This window comes from Lacticaseibacillus parakribbianus (assembly GCF_025490915.1).
GTDB lineage: Bacteria > Bacillota > Bacilli > Lactobacillales > Lactobacillaceae > Lacticaseibacillus > Lacticaseibacillus parakribbianus.
On the sequence record NZ_JANQBA010000005.1, the window covers coordinates 22,509 to 45,742 of the forward strand.

At 63.0% G+C, this 23,234-nt stretch carries 24 protein-coding genes and 1 pseudogene; 20 read left to right on the forward strand and 5 right to left on the reverse strand.

Annotation, left to right across the window (positions count from 1 at the left end):
- Nucleotides 1–65: 65 nt before the first annotated feature.
- The gene (locus NUH19_RS05690; RefSeq protein WP_262315591.1) at nucleotides 66–299 is read right to left on the reverse strand and encodes a phosphoribosylaminoimidazole carboxylase; all 234 of its coding nucleotides are present in this window, start codon (nucleotides 297–299) and stop codon (nucleotides 66–68) included.
- Nucleotides 300–920: 621 nt separating this feature from the next.
- Here NUH19_RS05690 and NUH19_RS05695 point away from each other — a divergent pair.
- The 8 genes from NUH19_RS05695 to NUH19_RS05730 all read left to right on the forward strand — a co-directional run bounded on the left by NUH19_RS05695 (nucleotide 921) and on the right by NUH19_RS05730 (nucleotide 8,406).
- Nucleotides 921–1,691 carry a TatD family hydrolase gene (locus NUH19_RS05695; protein WP_262315592.1) on the forward strand — a complete coding sequence of 257 codons (771 nt, stop codon included), beginning with the start codon at nucleotides 921–923 and terminating at the stop codon, nucleotides 1,689–1,691.
- A gap of 214 nt (nucleotides 1,692–1,905) precedes the next feature.
- Entirely contained in the window at nucleotides 1,906–2,472 is a 567-nt protein-coding gene (gene rnmV, locus NUH19_RS05700) for a ribonuclease M5 (protein WP_262315593.1), read from the forward strand.
- Entirely contained in the window at nucleotides 2,465–3,343 is an 879-nt protein-coding gene (rsmA, locus tag NUH19_RS05705) for a 16S rRNA (adenine(1518)-N(6)/adenine(1519)-N(6))-dimethyltransferase RsmA (protein ID WP_262315594.1), read from the forward strand. Before rnmV ends, rsmA begins: the two co-directional genes overlap by 8 nt.
- A gap of 134 nt (nucleotides 3,344–3,477) precedes the next feature.
- Nucleotides 3,478–3,729: a Veg family protein gene (locus tag NUH19_RS05710; protein ID WP_262315595.1), complete on the forward strand. Its 252-nt coding sequence runs from the start codon at nucleotides 3,478–3,480 to the stop codon at nucleotides 3,727–3,729.
- Between the two features lie 1,182 nt (nucleotides 3,730–4,911).
- Nucleotides 4,912–5,280 carry a GntR family transcriptional regulator gene (locus NUH19_RS05715; RefSeq protein ID WP_262315596.1) on the forward strand — a complete coding sequence of 123 codons (369 nt, stop codon included), beginning with the start codon at nucleotides 4,912–4,914 and terminating at the stop codon, nucleotides 5,278–5,280.
- Complete coding sequence (locus NUH19_RS05720; RefSeq protein WP_262315597.1) at nucleotides 5,277–6,170, forward strand: ATP-binding cassette domain-containing protein; 894 nt, start codon at nucleotides 5,277–5,279, stop codon at nucleotides 6,168–6,170. Before NUH19_RS05715 ends, NUH19_RS05720 begins: the two co-directional genes overlap by 4 nt.
- On the forward strand, nucleotides 6,163–7,251 hold the full coding sequence (locus NUH19_RS05725) for a hypothetical protein (protein WP_262315598.1): 1,089 nt from the start codon (nucleotides 6,163–6,165) through the stop codon (nucleotides 7,249–7,251). Before NUH19_RS05720 ends, NUH19_RS05725 begins: the two co-directional genes overlap by 8 nt.
- Nucleotides 7,252–7,749: 498 nt before the next feature.
- Nucleotides 7,750–8,406 carry a DUF2238 domain-containing protein gene (locus NUH19_RS05730; protein ID WP_262315599.1) on the forward strand — a complete coding sequence of 219 codons (657 nt, stop codon included), beginning with the start codon at nucleotides 7,750–7,752 and terminating at the stop codon, nucleotides 8,404–8,406.
- On the opposite strand, the gene NUH19_RS05735 is transcribed toward NUH19_RS05730, so the two are convergent.
- Entirely contained in the window at nucleotides 8,393–8,983 is a 591-nt protein-coding gene (locus tag NUH19_RS05735; protein WP_262315600.1) for an SMI1/KNR4 family protein, read from the reverse strand. The two genes, NUH19_RS05730 and NUH19_RS05735, sit on opposite strands and share 14 nt — an antisense overlap.
- A gap of 559 nt (nucleotides 8,984–9,542) precedes the next feature.
- Between NUH19_RS05735 and NUH19_RS05740 the strand changes: the two genes are divergently transcribed.
- The 8 genes from NUH19_RS05740 to NUH19_RS05775 all read left to right on the forward strand — a co-directional run bounded on the left by NUH19_RS05740 (nucleotide 9,543) and on the right by NUH19_RS05775 (nucleotide 17,180).
- The gene (locus NUH19_RS05740; RefSeq protein ID WP_262315601.1) at nucleotides 9,543–10,286 is read left to right on the forward strand and encodes a hypothetical protein; all 744 of its coding nucleotides are present in this window, start codon (nucleotides 9,543–9,545) and stop codon (nucleotides 10,284–10,286) included.
- A gap of 104 nt (nucleotides 10,287–10,390) precedes the next feature.
- Nucleotides 10,391–11,779, forward strand: a complete 1,389-nt coding sequence (locus NUH19_RS05745; protein ID WP_262315602.1) for a UDP-N-acetylmuramoyl-tripeptide--D-alanyl-D-alanine ligase — start codon at nucleotides 10,391–10,393, stop codon at nucleotides 11,777–11,779.
- 123 nt (nucleotides 11,780–11,902) lie between these two features.
- Nucleotides 11,903–12,355, forward strand: a complete 453-nt coding sequence (locus NUH19_RS05750; protein ID WP_262315603.1) for a DUF6978 family protein — start codon at nucleotides 11,903–11,905, stop codon at nucleotides 12,353–12,355.
- A 29-nt stretch (nucleotides 12,356–12,384) separates the two neighbouring features.
- Complete coding sequence (locus NUH19_RS05755; protein ID WP_262315604.1) at nucleotides 12,385–13,149, forward strand: DUF1828 domain-containing protein; 765 nt, start codon at nucleotides 12,385–12,387, stop codon at nucleotides 13,147–13,149.
- A 583-nt stretch (nucleotides 13,150–13,732) separates the two neighbouring features.
- Complete coding sequence (gene cshA, locus NUH19_RS05760; protein ID WP_262315605.1) at nucleotides 13,733–15,280, forward strand: degradosome RNA helicase CshA; 1,548 nt, start codon at nucleotides 13,733–13,735, stop codon at nucleotides 15,278–15,280.
- Nucleotides 15,281–15,659: 379 nt separating this feature from the next.
- Nucleotides 15,660–16,184, forward strand: a complete 525-nt coding sequence (locus tag NUH19_RS05765; protein WP_262315606.1) for an RNA polymerase sigma factor — start codon at nucleotides 15,660–15,662, stop codon at nucleotides 16,182–16,184.
- Entirely contained in the window at nucleotides 16,174–16,485 is a 312-nt protein-coding gene (locus NUH19_RS05770; RefSeq protein WP_262315607.1) for a hypothetical protein, read from the forward strand. Before NUH19_RS05765 ends, NUH19_RS05770 begins: the two co-directional genes overlap by 11 nt.
- On the forward strand, nucleotides 16,482–17,180 hold the full coding sequence (locus tag NUH19_RS05775) for a hypothetical protein (RefSeq protein ID WP_262315608.1): 699 nt from the start codon (nucleotides 16,482–16,484) through the stop codon (nucleotides 17,178–17,180). The genes NUH19_RS05770 and NUH19_RS05775 overlap by 4 nt, the downstream gene beginning before the upstream one ends.
- A gap of 58 nt (nucleotides 17,181–17,238) precedes the next feature.
- On the opposite strand, the gene NUH19_RS05780 is transcribed toward NUH19_RS05775, so the two are convergent.
- A complete protein-coding gene (locus NUH19_RS05780) occupies nucleotides 17,239–17,925 on the reverse strand; it encodes an NADPH-dependent F420 reductase (RefSeq protein ID WP_262315609.1) in 687 nt (228 codons plus the stop codon).
- A gap of 199 nt (nucleotides 17,926–18,124) precedes the next feature.
- Nucleotides 18,125–19,156, reverse strand: a pseudogene (locus NUH19_RS05785) (LLM class flavin-dependent oxidoreductase); the annotation flags it as partial.
- Between the two features lie 122 nt (nucleotides 19,157–19,278).
- On the opposite strand from NUH19_RS05785, the gene NUH19_RS05790 reads away from it, so the two are divergent.
- Together NUH19_RS05790 and NUH19_RS05795 are read left to right on the forward strand one after the other, a co-directional pair.
- Nucleotides 19,279–20,148 (forward strand): hypothetical protein, encoded by an 870-nt coding sequence (locus tag NUH19_RS05790; protein WP_262315610.1) that lies wholly within the window; start codon nucleotides 19,279–19,281, stop codon nucleotides 20,146–20,148.
- 186 nt (nucleotides 20,149–20,334) lie between these two features.
- Nucleotides 20,335–21,234: a DMT family transporter gene (locus NUH19_RS05795; RefSeq protein ID WP_262315611.1), complete on the forward strand. Its 900-nt coding sequence runs from the start codon at nucleotides 20,335–20,337 to the stop codon at nucleotides 21,232–21,234.
- Here the strand turns inward: NUH19_RS05795 and NUH19_RS05800 are convergent.
- Nucleotides 21,216–21,620, reverse strand: a complete 405-nt coding sequence (locus tag NUH19_RS05800; protein WP_262315612.1) for a hypothetical protein — start codon at nucleotides 21,618–21,620, stop codon at nucleotides 21,216–21,218. The two genes, NUH19_RS05795 and NUH19_RS05800, sit on opposite strands and share 19 nt — an antisense overlap.
- 326 nt (nucleotides 21,621–21,946) lie before the next feature.
- On the opposite strand from NUH19_RS05800, the gene NUH19_RS05805 reads away from it, so the two are divergent.
- Both NUH19_RS05805 and rpsL read left to right on the forward strand, forming a co-directional pair.
- Complete coding sequence (locus tag NUH19_RS05805) at nucleotides 21,947–22,513, forward strand: PBECR4 domain-containing protein (RefSeq protein WP_262315613.1); 567 nt, start codon at nucleotides 21,947–21,949, stop codon at nucleotides 22,511–22,513.
- 290 nt (nucleotides 22,514–22,803) lie between these two features.
- Nucleotides 22,804–23,226: a 30S ribosomal protein S12 gene (rpsL, locus tag NUH19_RS05810; protein WP_225048034.1), complete on the forward strand. Its 423-nt coding sequence runs from the start codon at nucleotides 22,804–22,806 to the stop codon at nucleotides 23,224–23,226.
- Nucleotides 23,227–23,234 lie beyond the last annotated feature (8 nt).

Below are 23,234 nucleotides of genomic sequence, written 5' to 3' on the forward strand. Positions count from 1 at the left end.
TCGCTGAAGGCGCATCGCGTTTTTGCGTCAATCAAAAAAGCTGCCACCGGCAGCTTTTCGTGTGATTAAGGCATGTTGTTCGGCGCCGTCTCGAACACTGGGTAGGTGGCAAGCGCCGTCAGGTCGGTGTCCAAAGGCACCGTGTAGGACATGTAGTGGATATGCGCCGGGCTGCCTTGGCGCAGCTCGGCGAGCTTGGCCGCCGCCTGGTCGTGATCGGCGCTGGCGAAAATGACCTCGATGACGCTGTGGCGGTCGAGGTCCGTGTAAGCTCGCACGATCAAATCAACAGTAGACATGAATATTCCTCCATATCAATTCTTACGAATACATTATATCAGACTGGTTAGCGGTGGGTGTCGTTGCAGGTGAAAAAATTGGGCGGAAGCCGGATTGTGACCAAGCCGGTCTGCGTTGGGGATGCGAGGCCCGGGGCAAGGTCGGGCCAGGTGCCGGCGGAGGCTACCCGTCCCGCTAACCCCGCGCTTTTCCACCCCCTAAACGGGTTCCACCGAGCAACGCGAACGCGTCCAGCTCGGTCAGACACTCGAAGCAAGGCACGCTTCAAGCGTCCGACCTACGCTAGCCGGTTCGCTAAATGCGCTCGGTTCCACCCCCTAAACGGGTTCCACCGAGCAACGCGGGAGCGGCTAGCTACGCACCGTCGCCGGGGCATAACCCGCCCCAACGCCAGCGCTAGGCAACCCGTCCCGCTAACCCCGCGCTTTTCCACCCTCTAAACGGGTTCCACCGAGCAACGCGAACGCGTCCAGCTCGGTCAGACACTCGAAGCAAAGGTCGCTTCAAGCGTCTGACCTACGCTAGCCGGTTCGCTAAATGCGCTCGGTTCCACCCTCTGTTTGTTCCCTCCCCCAACTCCGCGTATACTGGATAGGAATGATTGGAAAGGACGACGTCACATGGAGATCTTTGATTCGCACACGCATTTGAACGACACACCTTACGCCGGGGAGGAGGCGGCCTACGTCGCAACCGCCGCGTCGCTTGGCGTTACCGAGATGGCCATTGTGGGGTCGGACACGGCGCTTAACGCCGGCGCGATGGCACTGGCCGCGCGTTTTCCCAACCTTTACGCGATCGTCGGCTGGCATCCCGAGTCCAGCAAGGATTACACCCAGGCGGCCGAGGATCTGTTGATCACGCAGCTGGCCGCCGCCAAAACGGTGGCGCTGGGCGAAATCGGCCTGGATTACCACTGGGACACCAGCCCCCGCGAGATTCAGCGCCGCGTTTTCCGGCGGCAGCTGGCGATTGCGCGTGACCTGCACATGCCGGTGTCGATTCACTCGCGCGATGCGTTCGAAGACACCTACGACATTTTGAAGGCCGCTCACCTCGAAGACTTCGGCGGCATCATGCACAGCTTCACCGGTGACGGGGAATGGGCGCGGAAGTTCCTGGACCTGGGGATGTACGTGTCGTTTTCGGGCATCGTCAGTTTTAAAAACGCGCCGGAGGAACACGAAAGCGTCCAGCTGATTCCCGAAGACCGGCTGCTGGTCGAAACCGATGCGCCGTACCTGACGCCGGTGCCTTACCGCGGCAAGCCGAACCAGCCGGGCTACACCCGCTACGTGGTCGAGGCCGTCGCCAAGTGGCGCGAGGATTCCCCGGAACACATCGCGGCGATTACCCACGCCAACGCGCATCGGGTGTTCGGGCTGAAGTAGGCCGGTGCCAACGTCGCCGCTTGCGAGCGGCAGTCGTCGCTTGTCAGCGGTCGGTGCCACTGCGCCAACGCACATCGGCGACCGGTGCCACCGCGCCAACGCGCATCAGGCGCCGCCGTTCGCAAGCCACCGCAGTCGCTGGTCAGCGGCCGATGCAACCGCGCCACCACCCATGGACACGCACCGGTTCGGCCGGCGCAGGAAAGGATTTTTCGTGACAGCATTCAAGCAAGTGATCGTGGTCGAGGGCCGCGACGACACCAAGCGCCTGTTCGAGGCGTTCGGGCCGATTGACACCATCGAGACCCGCGGCAGCGCGATTTCCAAGGAGACCCTGGCGCTGATCGCCAAGGCCCAGGCCACCCGCGGGGTGATCGTGCTGACCGATCCCGATTTTCCGGGGGAGAAAATTCGCAAGACCATCAGCCGCGCGGTGCCAGGCGTCACCCACGCCTTTTTGCCGCGCGGCGAGGCCGTGCCGGACGGGCAGGGGTCCTTGGGCGTGGAACACGCGACGCCGGCGTCTTTGAAAAAGGCGCTGGCGCATCTGGTGACCGAGCAGACCGACGCGCCGGAGCTGATTCCCCAAGGCGACCTCTTGGTGGCCGGGCTGATCGGCGGCGCCGGCTCCCGCCACCGCCGGGAGCGGCTCGGCGAGCTTTTGCACATCGGCTACACCAACGGCAAGCAGCTGCAAAAGCGCCTGGCGCAGTTCCAGATTACGCCGGCCGCCTTCGCCAAGGCGCTGGCCCAACTCAACTCGGAGGACAATCATGCCTGAACACATCGCAACCCCAGCTCGCACCAACGACATCCTGCGCCGCCACGGCTTCCGCTTCAAGAAGAGCCTCGGCCAAAACTTTCTGACCAACCCCAAGATCTTGGCCAACATCGTGGCCGCCGGTGAGGTCGGGCCGGACGACGACGTGATCGAAATCGGTCCCGGTATCGGGGCGTTGACCGAGTTTCTGGCCGAGGCCGCCCATCGGGTGCTGGCGCTTGAAATCGACCCGCGGCTTTTGCCAGTTCTGGCCGAGACGCTGGCGCCTTACGACAACGTCGACGTGGTCGAGGCCGACGTGCTGAAGGCCGACCTGGCGACGTTGATTGCCGAACATTTTGACGGCCAGCACCGCGTCAAGGTCGTCGCCAACCTGCCGTACTACATCACGACGCCGATTCTGATGCACCTGATCGACACGCCAATCGATTTTGCCAGCATCACCGTCATGATGCAAAAAGAGGTGGCCGCTCGCCTGACGGCTCGGCCTAACAGCAAGGATTACGGCAGCCTGTCGATCGGCGTCCAGCAGAACATGGACGTCGCCGTGGCCTTCACCGTCAGCCGCACCGCCTTCGTGCCGGCGCCGAACGTCGACTCGGCGATCGTCACGCTGCGCCGGCGCGAGCAGCCGCTGGTCGCGGTGGCCGACCAGGCGGCGTTCGATAAGTTGGTTCGCGGCAGTTTTGTCGCCAGACGCAAAACTTTGTGGAATAATTTGACCAATCTTTTCGGTAAGGACGAGGCGACCAAAGCCAAGCTCACCGCGGCTTTGGCGGCGGTTGACGTCGCCCCGAACAACCGGGCGGAGCAGCTGTCGATTGCGACATTCGCCGCTTTGACCGATGCCCTGGCCGCCGCGGGGCTCTGAGCCGCAATTTTTGATGAGAAATCGGTTAAAAGTGCGTCACAGCGCGGTTCAAAGAGTTGCAGACAAGAACTTTGAATGGTATAATTGCAAATTTCTTGTGTTCGTGCTATAATCTTTTGTAAGAGGTGAAGTGCATGCCCATTACATTAGCAAGCATCAAGCAACAACTCGATAAAAAAATCGGGGAGAATTTGACCGTCGTTGCCCAAGCGGGTCGCAAGAAAGTGACTCGCCGCAAGGGAACCCTCAAAGAAACTTACCCAGCAATTTTCGTGGTCGACCTTGATCAAGACGAGAATTCTTTCGAGCGGGTATCCTACAGTTATGCAGACCTCCTCACCAAATCGATTCAGATCAAGTTTGATGACGAAGAAAAGGCTTCTTAGAAAGACGAACTGGGTGTCGTCTTTTTTTGTGCCCAGAGCGCAGGCCGGCGGGTGTAGCGAACCGAGTAGCGTCGCACTGGTGCTTGAAGCGGTCCTTGCTTCGAGTGCCAGTGCTAGCTAGTCGCGTTCGCGTTGCCGGCGGCAGCTCGACGATGTTCAGAGCGCAGAAGCGCGAACTTAGCGGGACGGGTAGCCCGGCCGTGACCCTTGGGCCCTGCACGGTGGCCCAAGGGTCACGGCGCAGCAGGCCGCTCCCGCGTTGCGCTTCGTAGCTCGACGTGCCCAGAGCGCAGGCCGGCGGGTTTCACTCGCCGGGGTGAAGTGAGCCGGTCAACCAGGTTGAATAGGGAAAGGGCGGCGTGAAGTTGACAAGACTTCGCGCCGCCCTTTGCGTTACCACGCGCGGTGGCCCATTCCAGGACGCACCAAATCCGCCGGCGGGAAGTACCCCGGCGGCGGAGCTGGGCATTGTGGTCACGTGGGGGTCTACAAGGCGTTGGGTGGCCAGGCTCCTGTCCCACCGCGACGCTGCAGCGCCGCAGTGGGACCAAAACCAGGTCCCGCACCTGTCCGGCACCGGCTGGCAGCTTGCAACTGCCGCGCGGTGCCGCCGTCCCAACTCCTGCGGACGCGCCGCGGGGCTGGGGTCTTACCCTCCTGACTCAGGACTGCGCCGTGCGGTGACATCCACACGCCTGAGCAGGCGGTCGTGCTTTGGCTCTGAAACGGGTTACGCCGCCTGAGCCAGCACACCTTCCGGGCCTCCGGAACGGTTTGTTGTGCTGGCCGGTACGCGTCCCGGCCGCCTCTCCCGCCCGCAGCTACCTCCGTACTTGGAGTTGGACGTTTGATGAAACTGCAACCGGTTATCCACTACGATTAATGATTCCCGCCCAAGGTACGACGGGTTCCACTGATAGCATCGGACGGGGCCGGGCTGGGGCCTGGTCTGCGTGAGGTAGCGTGGCGCTTGCCACTGGATCGCCGCCGAAGAAGGGTTTGTCACGGTGGCCGGCCACCGACCCCTATCCTAGTGATCACTTGAGTTTAGCTTAGCAGGTAAGCGGTTACCTGGCAAATTTTAAGCTCGGACTGCGGCATTTTTTTCGCGGGGCTTGTTTCCAACGGTGTACTGTGTATAATAGTACACGTAATACAAAAGCGGTTCGAGGAGGCAGTCACATGGATGATGCGCGGTTCACGCACCTCGCTTACTACCAGCGGCTGGTGCTGCAGATTAAGCAACAGGTCACGGCCGGCATCCTGGCACCGGGCGAGAAGCTGCCGTCGGTGCGGGAGATGGCCAAGCGTAGCCAGCTCAACCCCAACACGGTGGCCAAGGCCTACAAGCAGCTGGAGGCCGACCGGGTGGTGGAGGTCCGACCGGGGCTGGGGTCGTTCATCGCGGCGGCGCAAAAGGCGCCGCAGCAGGCCGAGGTGTCGGCGCTGCACCAGCGCTTCGCCGCCTTAATGGTCGCCATTCAGGCGGCCGGGGTCGACCAGGCGACGGTGCAACAATGGGTAGAAGAAGAAATGGGGCATGAGTCATGAAGTTAACGGTTGAGCATTTGACCAAGCGCATCGTCGGGCGGCCGGTGCTGCAAGACGTCGGGTTTGAGTGGCGGCCGGGCGAGATCATCGGGTTGGTCGGCGAGAACGGCGCCGGCAAAACCACGCTGATGCGAACGCTGGTCAATCAGTACCTGCCGGATGGCGGCACGGTTGCGGTTGATGGCCGAAACCTGGCGCAGGCGCCGGGGCAGCGGGTCAACCTGATTTACATCGATCCTAGCCAGGTGTTTTTCGCTGGCAACACGCTGGCCGCCAGCGTGGCCGATTACGCGTTGGCCTACCCGGACTTCGACCGTCAGCGCTTCTTCGCCGCGGCGGCGGATTACGACCTGGCACCGGGCCAGCGCTTCCGCGAGCTGTCCAAGGGCTACCAGGCGGTGGTGGTTGTGCTGTTGAGCCTGTGCAGCAACGCACCGTTCGTGATGCTGGACGAGCCGTTCGACGGGCTGGACCTGTTCATCCGCGAGGCGATTGTCTCGCTGGTCGTCGACGCCGTGGCCGATGGCAAGCGCGGCCTGTTGATCGCGTCGCACAATTTGCAGGAGCTCGACGGCATCGCCGACCGAATCCTTTTTCTCAAGCGCCACACCATCAGCCACGACTACCGGCTGGAGGACGTGCGGGAAAAGGCGGTCAAGCTGCAGCTGGTGTTCAAAACGCCCGAGTTGCCGGCCTTGATTCGCGAGAACGGTCGCATTCTCAACGTCCAAGGCCGCGTGGTGACGGTGCTGTTCGCCGATTACACCGACGCACTGGATCGCCAGCTGCGGGACCTCGCCCCGGTTTACATGGAACAGCGGCCGCTTGACTTGACCGACCTGTTCAGAAGCGAGTTCGACCACACCGAAGGAGGGCTTGAACATGCGTGAGATTCTCAAGTTGTACGGGCGGCGCTACCGCTGGCTGATCGTGGCGCTGTTCGCGCTGCTGGCCGTCACCGCCGGCACCATGGTGTCTAACGAGGTCGAATCCTACCACGAGGCCAAGGCTAACATGGTGTCGAAAAAGACTTACGCCAAGGACCAAGCCAAGGACTTGGCCAAAAACAAGGGTAAGGTTTACAAGGAGGTGTCTTACGCGCAGTTCGTGCAAGACACGCTGAACGTCTACCAAGACGAGCTGCCTAAAGGCGACCACACGCCGATGATGCCGCCAAGCGTCGGCAACCTCGGGGTCAACACGCTTTACCTCCTGGCCGCCTTCGGGTTCGGCCTGGCGCTGGCCGGCTGGGACCACTTCGGTAAGTTCGACCGCTTCGTTCTCGGCACCCGCTTTGATCGCCGCAAGCTCTACTGGGGCAAGGTCGGCCTCGGCGCCGCTGCGGTGCTTGGCAGCGTGATTGTTGGCCAGGCGATTATGATGGGCAGCCTTTACGCGAACATTCCGGCGCAGTACATCAACGTCACCGGCCTGGCCATTTTTGGCCTGCTGCTGTACGATGCCGTGGCGGCGCTTATGGCTTACGTGATTGCAACGGTGCTGGCGATGTTCGCCGGGCGGCTGTGGCAGGTCGGGGTAGTCTCAGTCATCCTGCTGTGGTCACAAACCGCCACCTTCTGCAATCTCCAGGGGCTATACGCCCAGCTGGTGGATCACGTCAACTACAACAGCTTCGGCGGGGCGTTGGCCACGCCGGGGCGGCTCTACTGGCCGACGCTGATCGCAATGGCGCTGCTGGCCGTGGGGCTGGCTCTGGTCGGGGCCTGGGGCTTCAACCACCTGTCGCTGGAGCACGACGCGGCGGTGCTGGTGCGGCCGCTTCAGGTGTTGTTCAGCACATTGGCCGTCCTGTACGGCTTCGGCTTCGGCATCAGCTGGTCGCGCTACGGCTACTTCGAGTTCGCCAACAGCCTGGGGACGCCGCTGGTGGTGCTGGCGCTGTGCCTGCTGTGGTGGTTCTGGCCGAAACTGGCGCAGTGGCGCCGGGCCCGAGTCCAAAAACTGGCGTGACAGACTCTGGAAAGCATATTTACAAATGTTGAATCCTTTTACCAAGATATACACGTTACAATAGAACCATATTAAGGCAATGGTAATCGGCCTTATGCTTACACATTAACTTACACTCCCAAAAAAGTTCCCCCAAACTTTTCCACCAGCGATGGTGGTTTTTTTTTGCCCAGAGCGGCGGGTTAGCCGGACGATTCGCGCGGGGCTGGGCGTCGGGCCAGGGTCCAGTACCCGGCCTCGCTAATCACACCGGCGCCGCCGCACGAGGCGCGACGATAATCAGAGGGCGGAACAGGCGCCGCAGCGTGGCCGGCCACTGACGCGCTGGCCTGGCGAAACCCGATTAGGTCCGGGAACGGCGGGTAATTCGCGTGAGTCTAGGTGCCTCGGTGCGGCAAGCGCCCCACGGCGGCGTCACTTGCACCGTTGCCTTGGGGCCGGTAGACTGAAGGTGAGTGCCGGCGCCTGGCAAGGCGGCCGGTCGAAAGGAGTGGCGAGATGTCTAAGCTATTGAAGGGTTTGTACGGACTCAACGTCGCCGGGGGCCTGCTCTACCTGGCAATCTGCGTTCCGGCGTATTTGGCCGGTCACCCGCTGTACCCCGGTCAGGCGATGCTCGCCGGCCAGGTGGTCGCCGGCATCGTGCTGGCGCTGTTGCCGCTCGGGCTGGAGCGGCTGTTTCACTTCGGTTTTCCGGGCCTCCTCAAGGTGATCTACGAGTGCTTCATCCTCGCGTCGGTGCTGCTCGGGACCGGGATGCAGTTTTACAACATCCCGTACTGGGACAAGTTTCTCCACCTGTTCTCCGCGGCGCTGCTCGGTGGCCTGGGGCTGGCGATTTTCATGGCGCTGACGCCAAAGGAACAGCGGTCAAAAATAGACCCGCGCCTGCTGGCCATTTTTGCGGTCAGCTTCGGGGTCCTGCTGGGGGTCTTCTGGGAATTCTACGAGTTCACCGGCGATGGGCTGTTCGGTATGAACATGCAGCGCTACGCCAGCGGTCACACGCTGCTGGCCGGCCGCGCGGCGCTGATGGACACGATGGGTGACCTCTTCGCCGATGTGTTCGGCGCCGTGCTGCTGGGCCTCGCCACGTTCTTCGGCGTCCGGCGCGACTCGCGGTGGCTTGAGACCTTCATGTTCACCAAGCGCTGAGCAGTTTGCGTTGGGCCGGCGTCAGCGGCATGTACTGCAGCGCAAACGCCGCCTCGGCCCGGGCGCTTGGGGTCGGCAAAAACGGCAGCCAGTCCAGGTAATCGCGCTTGTCGGCGCGAGCCAGGTCGAACAGGGCCGGCAGCTCCGCGTCCGTGGCCACCATCAGCGCGTGGTAGAACGCCTGATCGGACACCGGCGCGACCAGCTGCGGCGGCTGCCAGGTCAGCTGCGCCACGAACGCTTCCAGGCTCGGCGCCACCGTCAGCCACTGGTCGACCTCGCTGTCGACGAACCGCACCCCGCCATGCGCCAGGTCGAAGCAAAAACTTTGGCTGCCGTCCTGCGCGAACGGCACCAGGTCCGGCGTCAAAGGCGTGAGCGGCCGCGGCCCCGGCGCCAGGAAGGCGTGAACCGACACCCCGGTCAGGCTTTCGGAGGTCGGCTCGGTCGTGGTCACGAAAAAGCGCCGCGGCCACTGCCCCTGGGCAATCAGATCGAAGTAGGCCCGCGGAATGCGCGGGTCGGCCGGTAAGTTGGGTAGCGGCAGTGCGGGAATGGTGGCTGGCCAGTTGATCATGTTTGTCCTCCTCGGTGGTCGTCTTCAGCGCCATGATAGCGAAGTGCGGTGGGTGATGCAACCGCGCGAGGCGAAGCGACCGGAAAAGTTGCGACTAAGACGTCGGTGGTGCGGAAAAGTCTGCAGTCGGCTGCGGAATGCATGGGGTGTGCCAGTCTACACATTCGGTTTAGACTAATGCGTGGTGCTTTCGCTATGTCGTGGTCGGAGGGCCCCGGGCTGACGCTAGCCGGCCGGCTAAGCGCTCGGCTCCACGCTAAACGCGTTCCGAAGCGCATCGCCGACGCGGCTAGCTCAGGCCGGACACTGAGCCAAACCCAGGCTCAATGCCCAGCCTGACGCTAGCCGGCCGGCTAACCGCGCTTCTCCACGCTAAACGGGCGCCGCAGCGCAACGCGGGAGCGGCCTGCTACGCCGCGTCATTTGGGCCAAGTGCGGGCCCAATTGCCACGGCTAGGCAGTCCGTCCCGCTAACCCCGCGCTGCTCTGCCCTCTAATTCTCAGCATCCCCACTCATTTTGCGATATAATCACGATAGAACGGATAAGGAGTCTAAGCGTTGCGCAATACAGTGATTTACGTGCATTACGAGCCATTGGCGCATCTATTTTTAACCGCAGGGCTGTCGGCCAGCGATGTGCTGGAGGCGACTGCGACGCCATTTCGGCACCTGCTTTTGCTGCCGCCGGTCGATCAAGACGAGTTCATTGACCCCCACACCGGGTTCAACGAAATCAGCGGCGCGGAGGCGGTGACGGCCTTTTTGCGCAGTAAAAAGGCGCGGGATCGCTGCTGGCTAGATTACAAGCACGGCAGTTACCTGCGCGAGCTTCTGCCGACCGAGATTGCGGAGCTGTTGTACCTGGGCCACGCCAAGACGCACATCCAACCGCCGTACTACTACAAGCTGCAAAATCAGCTGGTGTACCTACCGCTGAACAACGAAATGGTCACGATGTACTTCCGGCGCCGCGACCTGTTCTCGGGAACCCTGTCGGCCGCCTTGGTTCGGCACCTGCGCCTGGCCGCCAACGACCAGCCGTTCTGGCTGCGCCTGGGGGCTCAGCACTTCGCGCCGGTGCCGAAGTCGGTGATCGATATGCTTTACAGCGCCTTTGAGGAAGGGGTGCTGATGGACTTTTCCCGGGGCATTTTCTCCCGCGACCAGGTCAAAATCCCGCTGGCCCGGCCCCGCAACCGCTTCGTGCCCGATCAGGCGTTCACGCCCGACCAGGTGGTGCGACTCGGCGACCTGATTCTGGTTCGCTCGACCGATTCCTGGCGCATCGAGTGGCGGCAATGATTCACAGTTCCAAGGCTTTGGGCGCTCTACCGCCGGCTTCGGCCAGGCGTTAGGGCGCTTTTGACCGCGCAATGCGACGAATGGATAGACAGGAGTGTAGTGTAATGAAGATGAAGCTTAACGAGATCGCGCGGGTGGTGGGGGCCACCTGCCCACTGCCCGAGGTGAGCTGCCCGACCATCACCGGGGTGGCGTTCGACACGCGCGATCTGGTGCCCGGCGACCTGTTCGTGCCGCTGGTCGACGCGCGAGACGGCCATGCGTTCATTCCCGACGCGGTGAAAAAAGGCGCGGCCGCGACCTTCGTTGCGGCCGACCACGCGCCGCTGGCGACCGGGGTGCCGCAGCTGGTGGTGCCAGATCCCTTGGCCGCGCTGCAGGCGCTGGCGCGTTACTACCTGATGATGAAGGTCAACCCCAAGGTGGTCGCGATCACCGGCAGCAACGGCAAGACCACGACCAAGGACATGACCGCCGCCGTTTTGGCCACCCAGTACCACGTCTGGAAGACCAAGGACAACTTCAACAACGAGATCGGGGTGCCGATGACGATTCTGGCCATGGACACCAACACCGAGGTCTTGGTGGTCGAGATGGGCATGGACCGGCCCGGCCAGCTGCACGACAAGAGCGTCTTGGTCGAGCCGGACGTCGCGGTGATCACGATGATCGGCGAGGCCCACATCGAGTTCTTCAAGACCCGCGACAAAATCGCCGACGCGAAGATGGAGGTGGTCGACGGGCTCAAGGAAGACGGCCTGTTCGTCTACAACGGCGACGAGCCGCTTTTGCGCGACCGCGCGACCAGCGTCCCGCAGGAGCAACGCACCTTCGGCCTGGATCCGGACAACCAGCTGTTCGCCCGTGACATCGAAAGTTTCGAGACCCACACCGACTTTTCCCTGTCGCGCTGGCCGGACCTGCGCTTCACCATTCCGGTGATGGGCGAGTACAACGTGACCAACGCCCTGGCCGCCATCCTGGTCGGTCGGCGCTTCCACGTCAAGCCCGAGGCCATCCAGCAGGCGCTGGCCAGCTTCAAAATCACGAAGAACCGCACCCAGTGGGTGACCGGCGACGACGGCGAGCAGATTCTAAGCGACGTCTACAACGCCAACCCGACGGCGATGAAGGCCGTGCTGCGCGACTTCGGCGAGTTCCCGGTCGCCGGCCGGCGCATTGCCGTTTTGGGCGACATGCTCGAGCTCGGTGCCGCCAGCCCTGAGCTTCACGCCAGCGTCGCGGCGGCGTTGGACCCGGCCAAGGTCCAGGTCGTCTACCTCTACGGCGACGAGATTCGGCCGCTGGCGGATGCCCTGGCGACCAAGTACCCGGCCGCCGACTTGCACTACTTTCCCAAGGACCAGCAGCCGCGCCTGATCACGGCCCTGATGGACGATGTCGGCCATTCGGACATGGTGCTCTTGAAGGCCAGCCACGGCCTGCACTTGGAAAAAGTCCTCGACGCCCTGATCGAAGGGGACCGCGGGTAAGACACGACAGGCCCCGCTCAGCTGAGCGGGGCCTGTTTGGGCGGGGCGAAGAACCGTTCAAATTGAGTGACGGCCCAGTGCCGGTAGGCTATAATAGCCGTACTAGGATTGCAGGAGGCCACCATGATTCCAGACATCGAGACCGCGCAGTTCATCCGCTTGCTGGAGCTGGAGAAGCGGTGTGACGAGTCAACGCTTAATCTGCCAACCACCGGCGAGCAGGCACGGTACAATATAACGGCGCTGTTTGAGCCCGACGAGCGGTTCATCGCGTTGATGAACCGAAAGGGCCATATTCAGCGCAACAATCTGACCTTGATCATGCGTTCCAAGTCCAGCGGGGTGATGATGCGTTACGACATCGTTGGCGCGGATCACAACTGGGTGCCGACGCCGCATCTGCACGTTTTTGACGCGCAGCACCACAACGGCAGGGTCGTCATTGCAGGGGCTGACTTGGGTGATCTGCGGCTTGATGCGTCGTCGCCTGAGAATCTGATTCACGCGTTGGCCTGGTTTTTGCTGTACAATCGCGTCACGCTGACCGGTGTTGCCATCAATGGCACCGCCCTTTGACCGGCAGCGATGGGCAAGGAGGTGAGACGATGGCAACCGATACGTGGCTTGATCAGTATGCGACTTGGCTTCGAGAACAGTATCGAATCACGGCTTTGACGGATGGCGATGAGATCTCGACACCTTTCACCAATTCGCTTGGCGACAACATTCGCCTCTACGCGTCTAGCGATGCGTCGGGACGTGCAGTGCTGACGGACGACGGCAACACGCTGAATGATTTGGAGATGATGGGCGTCGACGTGTCCAATCAGACCCGGCAGATGCTGATTGATTCGACGCTGCAGCAGTATGATGTCTTACTTGACGCTGACGGGATTTTGCGGGTGGTCGGGCCTTACCGCGAGGTGCCGTTGATGAAGCAGCGCCTGCTTCAGGCCATTTTACGCGTCGACGACCTCGTTCAAACACGCAAGGGCGTGGTGTCGAATATTTTCAACCAAGAGGTGGCCAAGTACTTGTACGACCGCGACATCGGGGCCCTACTGCAGTACTCAGTGGTTGGCAGCACGGGCAACCCGTACACCATCGATTTTGCCATCGCCGGCTCCAAAACCCACCCGCTTCGGCTTGTGCAGGCAATTAACCGGCTGACCTTCGAGCGGATTGCGGCAGAAAGTGCCACCTTCGACGACATTCGAATGGCCATGGCGCATCAGAAGACGAAGTTGCGCTACATCGTGCTGTATAACGACCTCGAAAATCCGATGCCGGAAAAGGCGAGCAAGTTGGCCGCACACTACGGCACCGAGTTGTGTGCTTGGAGTCAAAAAGATCGATTACAACTGAATTGAACTGACCAAGCTGCTGCCTTGTGCTGAAGGTGACAGCTTGTTTTTGAGTCGTTGCGCTTCAGCCGTCCCGCTAAATGCGCCGGCTTCCGCTCTGGTCGTCGAGCTTCAGCCGGCAACGCGGGAGCGTCTAGCTACGCACCGCGACTCGGGACCAAGTGCGGGTTCCAAGCCGCGGCGCTAGGCTAGCCGTCCCGCTAAATACGCCGGCTTCCGCTCTGGTAAACGGGTTCCAAAGCGCAACGCGGCTGCGTCCAGCTAGGGCTAGCACTCGGGGCAAGGTGCCGCCCCAAGCGCCAGCCCTACGCTGACCTTGCCGCTAAACACGCGCTTTTCCACCCTGGTCGTCGAGCTCCGCAAGGCACCGCGAACGCGATTAGCTAGCGGTGTCACTCGAAGCAAGGACCGCTTCAAGCGCCACCGCTACGCTAATCGGTTCGCTAAATACGCCTTGTTCCGCTCTGGCATTTGTGTTCCCCCGCCACTAATGTTAAGATGGTTAGGACACTTTTCAGAAAATAGCCGTCATTGACCCGGGGAGGCCTTGGTTGAACGCGGCTTTTCGCACAATCAAGGAGGAACCTATTTGAAGTTTAATGAACTCGGTTTAGCACCGGAACTGCTGTCAACGATCGAACGCGCCGGCTTCGAGGAAGCCACGCCGATCCAGGCAGAGACCATCCCGTTGATGTTGCAAGGCAAGGACGTTATCGGCCAAGCGCAGACGGGGACCGGTAAAACCGCCGCGTTCGGCCTGCCCATTTTGCAGGAAATCGACACCACGGACCGCAACGTTCAGGCGCTGGTGATTTCGCCGACGCGTGAGCTTGCCGTCCAGACCCAAGAAGAACTCTACAAGCTTGGCGCCGACAAGCACGTCAAGGTTCAGGCCGTCTACGGTGGCGCGGATATTCGCCGCCAGATTCGCGGCCTGGCCGACCACCCGCAGATCGTTGTCGGCACCCCAGGGCGTCTGCTCGACCACCTGAACCGCCACACCCTGAAGCTCGGCAACCTGCGGACCCTGGTCTTGGACGAGGCCGACGAAATGCTCGACATGGGCTTCATCGAAGACATCGAAAGCATCGTCAAAACCGCCCCGGAGACGCGCCAGACGCTGCTGTTCTCCGCGACCATGCCGGCGCCGATCATGCGCCTGACCGACACCTTCATGCACGAGCCGGTCACCGTCAAGATCAAGTCCAAGGAGCTGACCGCCGACACCGTCGAGCAGTACTATGTTCGCGCCAAGGATTTTGAAAAGTTCGACATCATGACCCGCCTGTTCGACGTTCAGGCACCCGAGCTGACCCTGATCTTCGGCCGCACCAAGCGCCGCGTCGACGAGCTGACCCGCGGCTTGAAAGCCCGGGGCTATCGCGCCGAAGGCATTCACGGCGACCTCACGCAGCAAAAGCGCATGAGCGTCCTGAAGCAGTTCAAGGGCGGCGAGCTCGACTTCCTGGTCGCCACCGACGTTGCGGCCCGTGGCCTGGATATTTCCGGGGTCACCCACGTCTACAACTACGACGTGCCGCAGGATCCGGATTCCTACGTTCACCGCATCGGCCGGACCGGCCGTGCCGGTAAGTCCGGGATGTCCGTGACCTTCGTGACGCCTAACGAGGTCGGTTACCTGCGGACCATCGAGGACCTGACCAAGAAGCGGATGATGCCGCTTCAGCCGCCGACAGCCAAGGAAGCCTTCCTGGGTCAAGTCTCCTCCGGCCTTGAGACGATCAAGGACCAGGTGGCGGCGAACGATTACGAGAAGTACGAGCCGATGGCGGAAGGCCTGCTCGAGGAGTTCACCCCGCTTCAGCTGGCGGCGGCCTACCTCAAGGCGGTCAGCCCGGACGACGCCTCGAGCGTTCCGGTCAAAATCACGCCGGAACGGCCACTGCCTCACCGCGGCGGCTACTCCCGTGGCAACGGCAACTACAAGGGCCGCGGCAACGGCAACTCGCGCGGCGGCAACGGCTACAAGGGCCGCAGCAACGGCGATCACCGCGAAGGCGACCACCGCGGCGGCCACAGCAACCGCGACAGCCAGCGTCCTTACGACAAGAGCCGGCGCTACTCCGAGAAGCGCTCCGAGCGTCAAAGCGCTAAGGGCGGCTACAAGAAGCACTAAAACCGCTCGGCCTGACGCATGAAGGCACCGGCCGCGAACACATCCAGCACTGAGCAATTAGGCCGAACCACCGCGCAAGCGGGGGCTCGGCCTTTTTGGTGTCCTGCGGCGTAACCGGTGCCTTGCGATATGGCCGATGTCTGGCGGTGTGGCCGGTGCCGGGTGGCATAACCGGTGCCTTGGGTGTGGCTGGTGCCTTGTGCCGCGACCGGTGCCTTGCGACGTGAAAGTGATCTTGTGGGGAGGTTGGTGCCGCGGTCCAAGCGTTGCGGTCCTCGCCGTTTTGGGGATGGACAACGGCGACCGCGACGCGTTGAATAAAGTTTGAACCCGAAGGTGAATTGTGCGGATAACGGGGTGGAAGGAAAGGAGGCGGGTCATGGGCAACAGTCAGCAGACCGTCGCGTGGCTGGCGGAGCAGCACGGCGCCAGCCTGTATCATTTTTGCCAGCACCTGACGCATTCGGCGGATGCGGCCGGGGACCTGTACCAGGAGACCTTCCTGCGGCTTCTGACGATGACCACGCCGGTCGACCTGACGCGCAACCCGCAAGGCTTCCTGATGGCCGTGGCGGTGCGGCTGTGGCAGGATTCGCGGCGCAAGTTCGCCAGGCGGCGGCGCATCGCCCCGGCGGCCCCGGATGAGGCGCTGGCCACCGTCGCCGGTGGCCAGGACCCCGCCGCCATCAGCGAGCAACGCGCCGCGGCGACCTTAGTGCGAACGCTGGTGGGACAGCTGCCGGAGCCGCTGCAGGTGCCGGTGCTGCTGTTTTACATGGGGGAGCTGAGCATCGGCGAAATTGCCGAGTGCCTGGGCATCCCGGAAGGAACGGTCAAAAGTCGCCTGCACCAAGCCAGGCGCAAGCTGCAGACGGGATTGGAGCGATGCCATTATGAAAGATGACGACTTGGACAAAATGCTGAAGCAGGGCCTGCAAGGCCGCGAGCCGGTGCCGCCGGCGCTTCAGGCCCTGCTGATGCGGCGGCTCGACCGCGCGTCGCACCGCGGCCGGTGGCTGCTGCCGGCGCTGGTGGTGGCGATGATGGCTGAAGGCAGCCTGTTGCTGTGGCTAGGCTGGCGGCTTTTGGGACCAAGCTTTGTGGCCCCACAGTGGTTCTGGCTGGCGGCAGCGGTAGTGCTGGGCTCGGGTCTTGGGGTGCTGGCACTGCTCGGCGGCGCGATGCGAAAGGTGGGACCGCGATGACGCTGATGATCGTGATTATCGCCCTGGCAATTCTTTGGCCGCTGGCCAAGCTGGGCCTGGGCTGGTGGACCTACGTTGACGCGACGGCTCGGCTGATTGCGCCGCTGGCCTGGACCCTGGTGGTGATCCTCGCCCCCAGCCTGCTTGGGCTTTTGCTGTACCTGTTGGTCGGGCGGCGCCGCGCGATGCGCGACTGTCCGGTCTGCCACCGGCCGACACCGCGCCGCCAGCCGGTTTGCGAGTACTGCGGCGCAACCTTGCCGCCGGCGCAGCCGCTGCCGGCCAACCGGCGGCCGCTAGTGTGGGTCGGGGTGGTGGTGCTGACCGCACTGAGCCTGACGGTCGACGTCGCGGTCGATGCGGTGCGGCACCCGGCGCTTTTGGCCAAGGCCGATATCTCACTGTGCAGCCTGCAGACCAGTACCCCCGGCGACTGGCGCATGAACTTCTGGTACCTGAATGGCCAGCAGGCGCAACATTTCACCCGCACCCAGGCGACGACGCAGCTGGCCGTCAGCGATTCGCTGACCAAGGGCCGCGCCACGCTCACGCTGAGGCCGGCAACCGGCCGGTCGGTGGTGCTGCCGCTCGGCCGCAACCACACCGTGGATCTGACCCGCTACCCGGTCGGCACCCGACTCACGCTGGTTTTGACCAGCCGCGCCGCCCAGGGTAAGCTGCACGTGACCTGGTAAAATCAAAAAAAGAAGCCTTGCCCTTCGCAAAAAAGGGCAAGGCTTCTTCGGGTCGGGCCTACTGAATCCGCTGGCCCCGGGCCGCAATCACGTGGCGGCCAAAGGGGCTTTGGTAGACGTTGGCCAGCGCCGCCTGGAAGGCCGGCACCGGCTCGGCGAGCCCGAACAGGGGGCTACCGGGCTCCAGCAGCAGGCCGAACCGCAGGGGCCCGAGGTCCAGCGGGGCAAAACCGAGTGTTACAATCAGCTCGCTCACCGCCGGGCGAATCTGGTCGTGGTCGGTGGCAAAGGCCATCGCGCTGGGTTCGGCGGCGTGGCGCGTGACCTCGATTTCGAGGTCGTGGTAGCCCATGTGGTTGAAGGCCTTGGCCACCAGGCTTTGGGCCAGCAGCCGCTGGGTGACCTCGGATGAGCCCTCCGTCAGGCTGGAGTAGGTGTTGGTGCTGCCGTCGACATCCGCCCAGTAGTTGGCCGCGTCCAGGACGATTTTGCCGGCCAGGGCCGCGGGGTCCAGCGTCGGAATCTGGCTGAGCGGAATCGCCAAAATGACGATGTCGGCGGCCTGGGTCAGGTCGCTGGCGCTGACCGTGTCGGCGCCAGGCGCCAGCGTGTCGATGATCCACTTCAGGGCGGCGACCGGCTTGCGGCTGGCAATCAGCGTCTTGTAGCCGGCGTGGACGGTCAGCCGGGCTAGCGTGGTCCCGAGCTTGCCGGCGCCCAGGATGCCGACCACCGGCCTAGTCATGCGCGGCCTCCGCGGCACCGGGTTGGGCGTCGGCGATCGTGTCGGTCGCGGTTGGTTGCGGCGCAGCGGTTGCGGTCGGCGCGGTCGCGGCGTCAGTCGCGGTTACCTTTGGCTTGGCGGCGTTGGTCGCTGGCCCGGTTGCGTCAGTCGCGGTCGCCGCGGTTGCGGCGCCGTGTGGGGCCACGTCCTGCGGCTCCGCGCCGGCCAGAATCTCGCGAACCCGCGGAATCACCTTTTCGCCGTAGTTGTGGATGGTGGCCAGGCGGTCGGACAGCAGCTGGCCGCCGGTGCCATAGACCAGGTCGAAGCGCTGCATGTCCAGTGCCTGCATGTTCCGGGCGATTTTGGCGGCGACCTGGGCCGGGGTGCCGACGTAATAGGCGCCGCGGCCGGTCTCGAACTCGAAGCGGTCGCGGGTCATCGGCGCCCAGCCGCGGTCGATGCCGATGCGGTCCATCTCGGCCTTGATGTATTGCCAACCGACCGCCTTGGCCCGGTCCTCATCCTCCAGAATCACGCCGTGGGCATGCATCCCCAGCGGCCGGCGCGGCTTCTTGAACTGGCGCAGTGCCTGGCGGTACAAGTCGACGTAGGGGCGAAAACGGGTCGGCTCACCGCCGATGATGGCGATGACGATCGGGTAGTCGAAGGTGACGGCCCGCAGAATCGACTCGGGCGAGCCGCCGACCGCCAGCACCGTCGGAATGCTCTCGCCTTTCGGCAGCTTGGGGTAGACCTGGGTGTCGTCCAAAAGTGTGGTGAAGTCGCCCTTGTTGGTCACCGGCTGGCCGTGGCGCAGCTTGTCCCACAGGCGGTTTTTCTCCACGAACAGCGCATCGTAGTCGGCCAGGTCGTAGCCGAACAGCGGGAAGGACTCGGTGAATGAGCCGCGGCCCAGCATGATCTCCTCGCGGCCGTTGGCCAAGGCGTGGAGGGTGGCGAAGCGCTCGTAGACCCGCACCGGGTCGTCGGAGCTCAGCACCGTGACCGCGGTGCCGAGGCGGATGTTGCGGGTGGCCTGCGCCATCGCGCCGAGCACCACCTCGGGACTGGAAATCGCGAACTCACTGCGGTGGTGCTCGCCCAAGGCGAACAGGTCGATGCCCAGCTCGTCGGCCAGCTGCGCCTCCTTCACGACCTGGCGCAGGGTGGCGCCGGCCTCAAGCGCCGTGCCGTCGTCGGCGAAGGCCAGGTCGCCGAATGTGTTCAGGCCGAATGCGTAATCTGTCATGGATACTGCCTCCTTTTCTTACTAAAAGTAAGTATACGAAGGCCGGTGGGAAAATGCAACCCGCAAGCCGACTTTCTTGCATCGCAATCGCCCGGCGTGGCATTGTGAGGGGGACGGGAGGGATGAGCATGACTCAAAACGTGGTGAAGACATTCGGCCGGCGGGAGCTGACCCGCGGTCGGAAGCTGTGCCTGGGGTTCGCGGATGGTACCCGCTGCCAGGCACAACCGGCAGCGGGTGGTGGGGCCTGGGTGGGGCAGCAGGCGCCTGGCGGCTACGGCTTTTTCCACCTGCGCCTCTGCGCTTCGACGGCGCTTCAGGCCAGGCTCGCTTCGCGAACGCTGACCGGCTTTGGCTGCGGCGGCCGCTGGTACCCACTGGCCTGGTCGCCGCTTGAGCCCAAGGCCAACGCGGCCCAGTCCCTGCAGGCTCACGGCGGCCTGGTGGTGGTCGGGGCCCGGCTGCCGGCGGCCTATCCGGTGGCGGCGGTGGCCGCGGCCGCAACGGCGTGGCAGGCCCGGCAGGTGGCGGCGCTGGCCGCGGTCTTCCCGGATTGGCCGCAGGGGCTGATTGCGGCGCTGCTCGCCGACACGGCGGCCCAGGTGGTGCAGGCCGGATCCGGTGCGGCAACGCCCGCGACCGGGGCGGGAACCCAGCCAGGCCGACCAGGCGCGGCGACCGGGGCGGCTGCGACCGCCGGGGCAACTACGGCGCCGGTTGCGAAGGGACGTGACGGCGTGGCCGCTCCCACCGCCTGGCCTCAGACGACCGCCGTGGCCCCCGCCGCCGGCACCCTGGTCGTGCGGCCGGGCTCGCCGTGGTGGCAGGTGGCGACACCCAACCAGGCGGCGCTGGCCTGGCTGCCTTACGCCACGCTGGCCCGGCTGCAGGTGACGGTCGCCGCCGCAGATTTTTGGGCCGGCATCGCCTGGCTGTGGTGGCACGTCGCGCTGCTGGGGGTTGCCCCGGCGGCCCGGGTGCGGCCGCGGTGAGGGGGCGCCGCCGGTTCGCGCCGCTGGCGTCGCCGCCTGTTGGCGACCGGTTCGCACTGGCGTCGCAGTCAGGTCACGCCGGCACCGCCGCCGGTTCGCGCCGCCGGCCAAGGATTTGAGTCGCCTGCATTGAAAAACGCCGCGGTTATCGGTAAAGTTAATCCCGATGACTGCGGGAGGTGCGACATGACGGTGACAAAAACGCGAGCCAACGCGATGCTGGCGGTGGCGGCGATGATCTGGGGGTCCGGCTACCTGTTCACGAAGCTGGCGACCAACGCGGGGATGCCGGCGGGGCTGATCAACGGCATCCGCGGCCTGATCTACGCCGGGCTGGCCGGGCTGCTGTTTCACAAGGCGCTGGCCAAGATGACGCGGCAGGACTTTGCCGTCGGGCTGATCGCCGGCACCATCAACTTCCTGGGCTTTCAGCTGCAGACCATCGGCCTGGCCTACACCACGCCGGCCAATAACGCGTTTTTGACCGCAATTTACGTGCTGTTCGTGCCGTTCATCTGCTGGCTGCTGTTCAAGCAGCGGCCGGAACGCAAAAGCTACGTGGCAATCGGCATCTGCGTAATCGGCATGGCGGTCTTGACCAACGTCTTCGGCCAGGGGCTGAGCCTGCACCTCGGTGACCTGCTGACGCTGGCGTCGGCGGTGTTTTACGCGCTTCAGATCGTCTACTTCGGCACGGCCCCGGCCGAGTCGAGCCCCTGGGTGTTGGCCTTCATGCTCGGCGCCACCCAGGCGGTGTACGGGCTGGCCTGGTCCGGCCTGTTCGAGCGTCACGCATACGCGGCCATCGACTGGCAGGCGGGGCTGTGGCCGGTGCTGGTGCTGGGGCTTTTGTCGTCGTTCGGCGCCCAGACGCTGCAGGTGATCGGCCAGCGCCACACCGATCCGACGCCGGCGGGACTGATCTTGATGACCGAGTCGCTGTTTGGCAGCCTATTCTCCGTGGCGCTGGGCTTTGAGCCCTTCACGCTGAACCTGCTGATTGGCGGGACCCTGATCCTGCTGGCGCTGGTGGTGATGCAGGTCGGCTGGCGTCACACCTGGCGCCTTTATAATAGAAGCAAGTGAAGCGCTAACATCAGCCAAAAGCTGACGGCCAGGTGGCTCAACAGCGGCAGGGTGGCCGGGCGGCGCAGCCAGTGGTGCAGCCCGGCCGTCGCGCAGGCGAGAAGCACCCACCACAGCCCCCACTCAAGCGGCCGAAGTGTCGCGATGGCGGCGATCGCCAGCACGTCGGCGTCGCCGAGACCGCCGGTTGCCTGGCGCAGCGCCAGCAGGCCGAGCAGCCAGCCCAGCCCGACTGCGGGGTGAAGCGGCGAACCGGTCGCCCGGGCCACCCCCCAAAGGCCCAGCAACCACAGGTCAAAGGGCCAGGCGGGAACGCTGCGGCGCCGCCAGTCGCAGCGGCCGAACGCCAGCAGGCCCAGGCCGGTCGCAAGCGTGACAAGGGACATAACCATCACCTCCAGCGGGTGTGAGAACGCGTCACTGGAGATTACGCAAGAGGCAGGCTTTGTGAGCAATTGTGTTTTGTCTTTTCAGCTATGTGCCGTGCAATTGACTTGACCGCAAGACAAGCCCTCTGCTACAATAGTGCCGTAGTAAGGAGTGCTGGCTCCGAATCAATCCGAAAGCAATCTACGACATAAGTGCGTATGGATGGCGAGCATCGAAAAAACTCGAAAAGTGTACGGCCCAATACCGTGCAGGAGGCGGACTCCGTAAAAACCAGCGCGACTCAGTGGCATCATGCCGCTGAGTTTTTTTGAAGGGAGAGACGATGGCAATCACCGGTGGCTTTCGCCAACCGACTGTGACGGAACAGAGGCAGTTGCATCGGTATTTGCCGCAGGTGATGGCGGCGGCAAGCTTTTGCGACCGGGAGCTAATTGGATTTGAGCTCATCTACCACACGAAAAATTCGGTTGTTTCAATGCAAGTTGAACAAGCGAATTTTTCACACTTGTGCGGTCTGAGTTACGGGACGAGCGGCCGTGAGTTTTCCAGATTGGCTAAGCGTAAAAGGCTTAGTCTGGACAAACTGCGGGTGAAAAGTGACGGGACGTCGTTACTCAAGCTACGGGTGCTAGATCAGTTGCCTAGATTGATTGAACCTGGGGTCCGGCTTGTCACGAATGGCTCGTTGTTAATGCTAAAGTACGATTTTGCGCTGCGAACACATCAGGCAATCATCGGGTTGACGCTGTCCGCGTACTCGGGGAGCCGCCTGCTTACCCCAAACTCACTACTAAATCTCAAAACAATGCGTCAGTTTCCGGCAGGCGTGGAAGTCACACACCTCAGTCGGATCGCATTTAGAACCGCCAAACGCGAGGATCTCTGGTGATGACGGAGAGCGGTGAGACAAAGTTGCGACATGATGGTGGTGTGCGTCGGCCAGCGGCCGTGCCTGCCGCATTTTCCTCGCGCTTTTGCAACATCAGCCCTTGACACCCTGCGCCGGAAGATAGTACACTATCAAAGGTGCTTTTTTCCAGTGTGTTCGGGTTTGCCCCGGGCGCGGTCTGGTGAATTGCCACTCCGCGCCCGGGTCGGCCATTTTTTTATGAAGAAAAATGAACCGCCTGGATGTGTGGACTTGAAAAGATACCTATAATCAGGAAGGAGGAACTTTGAATGCCTACCATTAACCAATTGGTGCGTCAAGGTCGTAAATCTCAGGTAACGAAGTCGGACTCTCCAGCCCTGAACTTCGGTTACAACAGCAAGAAGAAGTCTCTTACCAATAACCCTGCTCCTCAAAAGCGTGGGGTCGCTACTCGTGTGGGGACGATGACACCGAAGAAGCCAAACTCCGCTCTGCGGAAGTACGCGCGTGTTCGTCTGTCTAACTTGATCGAAGTCACCGCCTACATCCCAGGTGTTGGCCACAACCTGCAGGAACACAGTGTTGTCTTGATCCGTGGCGGCCGTGTTAAGGACTTGCCAGGGGTTCGTTACCACATCATCCGTGGTGCTCTTGATACCGCTGGTGTTGACGGCCGGATGCAGAGCCGTTCCAAGTACGGTGCTAAGCGCCCTAAGGCTGCTAAGAAGTAAACGATCAG

What these genes read in the sequence shown, in the direction of transcription:
- NUH19_RS05730 (WP_262315599.1), top strand. Translation starts at nt 7,750, where the DNA reads ATGTCTAAGCTATTGAAGGGTTTGTACGGACTCAACGTCGCCGGGGGC.
- NUH19_RS05750 (WP_262315603.1), top strand. Translation starts at nt 11,903, where the DNA reads ATGATTCCAGACATCGAGACCGCGCAGTTCATCCGCTTGCTGGAGCTG.
- NUH19_RS05775 (WP_262315608.1), top strand. Translation starts at nt 16,482, where the DNA reads ATGACGCTGATGATCGTGATTATCGCCCTGGCAATTCTTTGGCCGCTG.
- NUH19_RS05745 (WP_262315602.1), top strand. Translation starts at nt 10,391, where the DNA reads ATGAAGATGAAGCTTAACGAGATCGCGCGGGTGGTGGGGGCCACCTGC.
- NUH19_RS05725 (WP_262315598.1), top strand. Translation starts at nt 6,163, where the DNA reads ATGCGTGAGATTCTCAAGTTGTACGGGCGGCGCTACCGCTGGCTGATC.
- NUH19_RS05795 (WP_262315611.1), top strand. Translation starts at nt 20,335, where the DNA reads ATGACGGTGACAAAAACGCGAGCCAACGCGATGCTGGCGGTGGCGGCG.
- NUH19_RS05690 (WP_262315591.1), bottom strand. Translation starts at nt 299, where the DNA reads ATGTCTACTGTTGATTTGATCGTGCGAGCTTACACGGACCTCGACCGC.
- NUH19_RS05715 (WP_262315596.1), top strand. Translation starts at nt 4,912, where the DNA reads ATGGATGATGCGCGGTTCACGCACCTCGCTTACTACCAGCGGCTGGTG.
- NUH19_RS05790 (WP_262315610.1), top strand. Translation starts at nt 19,279, where the DNA reads ATGAGCATGACTCAAAACGTGGTGAAGACATTCGGCCGGCGGGAGCTG.
- NUH19_RS05720 (WP_262315597.1), top strand. Translation starts at nt 5,277, where the DNA reads ATGAAGTTAACGGTTGAGCATTTGACCAAGCGCATCGTCGGGCGGCCG.
- NUH19_RS05800 (WP_262315612.1), bottom strand. Translation starts at nt 21,620, where the DNA reads ATGTCCCTTGTCACGCTTGCGACCGGCCTGGGCCTGCTGGCGTTCGGC.
- NUH19_RS05770 (WP_262315607.1), top strand. Translation starts at nt 16,174, where the DNA reads ATGAAAGATGACGACTTGGACAAAATGCTGAAGCAGGGCCTGCAAGGC.
- NUH19_RS05755 (WP_262315604.1), top strand. Translation starts at nt 12,385, where the DNA reads ATGGCAACCGATACGTGGCTTGATCAGTATGCGACTTGGCTTCGAGAA.
- NUH19_RS05710 (WP_262315595.1), top strand. Translation starts at nt 3,478, where the DNA reads ATGCCCATTACATTAGCAAGCATCAAGCAACAACTCGATAAAAAAATC.
- NUH19_RS05765 (WP_262315606.1), top strand. Translation starts at nt 15,660, where the DNA reads ATGGGCAACAGTCAGCAGACCGTCGCGTGGCTGGCGGAGCAGCACGGC.
- rpsL (WP_225048034.1), top strand. Translation starts at nt 22,804, where the DNA reads ATGCCTACCATTAACCAATTGGTGCGTCAAGGTCGTAAATCTCAGGTA.
- NUH19_RS05735 (WP_262315600.1), bottom strand. Translation starts at nt 8,983, where the DNA reads ATGATCAACTGGCCAGCCACCATTCCCGCACTGCCGCTACCCAACTTA.
- NUH19_RS05780 (WP_262315609.1), bottom strand. Translation starts at nt 17,925, where the DNA reads ATGACTAGGCCGGTGGTCGGCATCCTGGGCGCCGGCAAGCTCGGGACC.
- NUH19_RS05805 (WP_262315613.1), top strand. Translation starts at nt 21,947, where the DNA reads ATGGCAATCACCGGTGGCTTTCGCCAACCGACTGTGACGGAACAGAGG.
- NUH19_RS05695 (WP_262315592.1), top strand. Translation starts at nt 921, where the DNA reads ATGGAGATCTTTGATTCGCACACGCATTTGAACGACACACCTTACGCC.
- rsmA (WP_262315594.1), top strand. Translation starts at nt 2,465, where the DNA reads ATGCCTGAACACATCGCAACCCCAGCTCGCACCAACGACATCCTGCGC.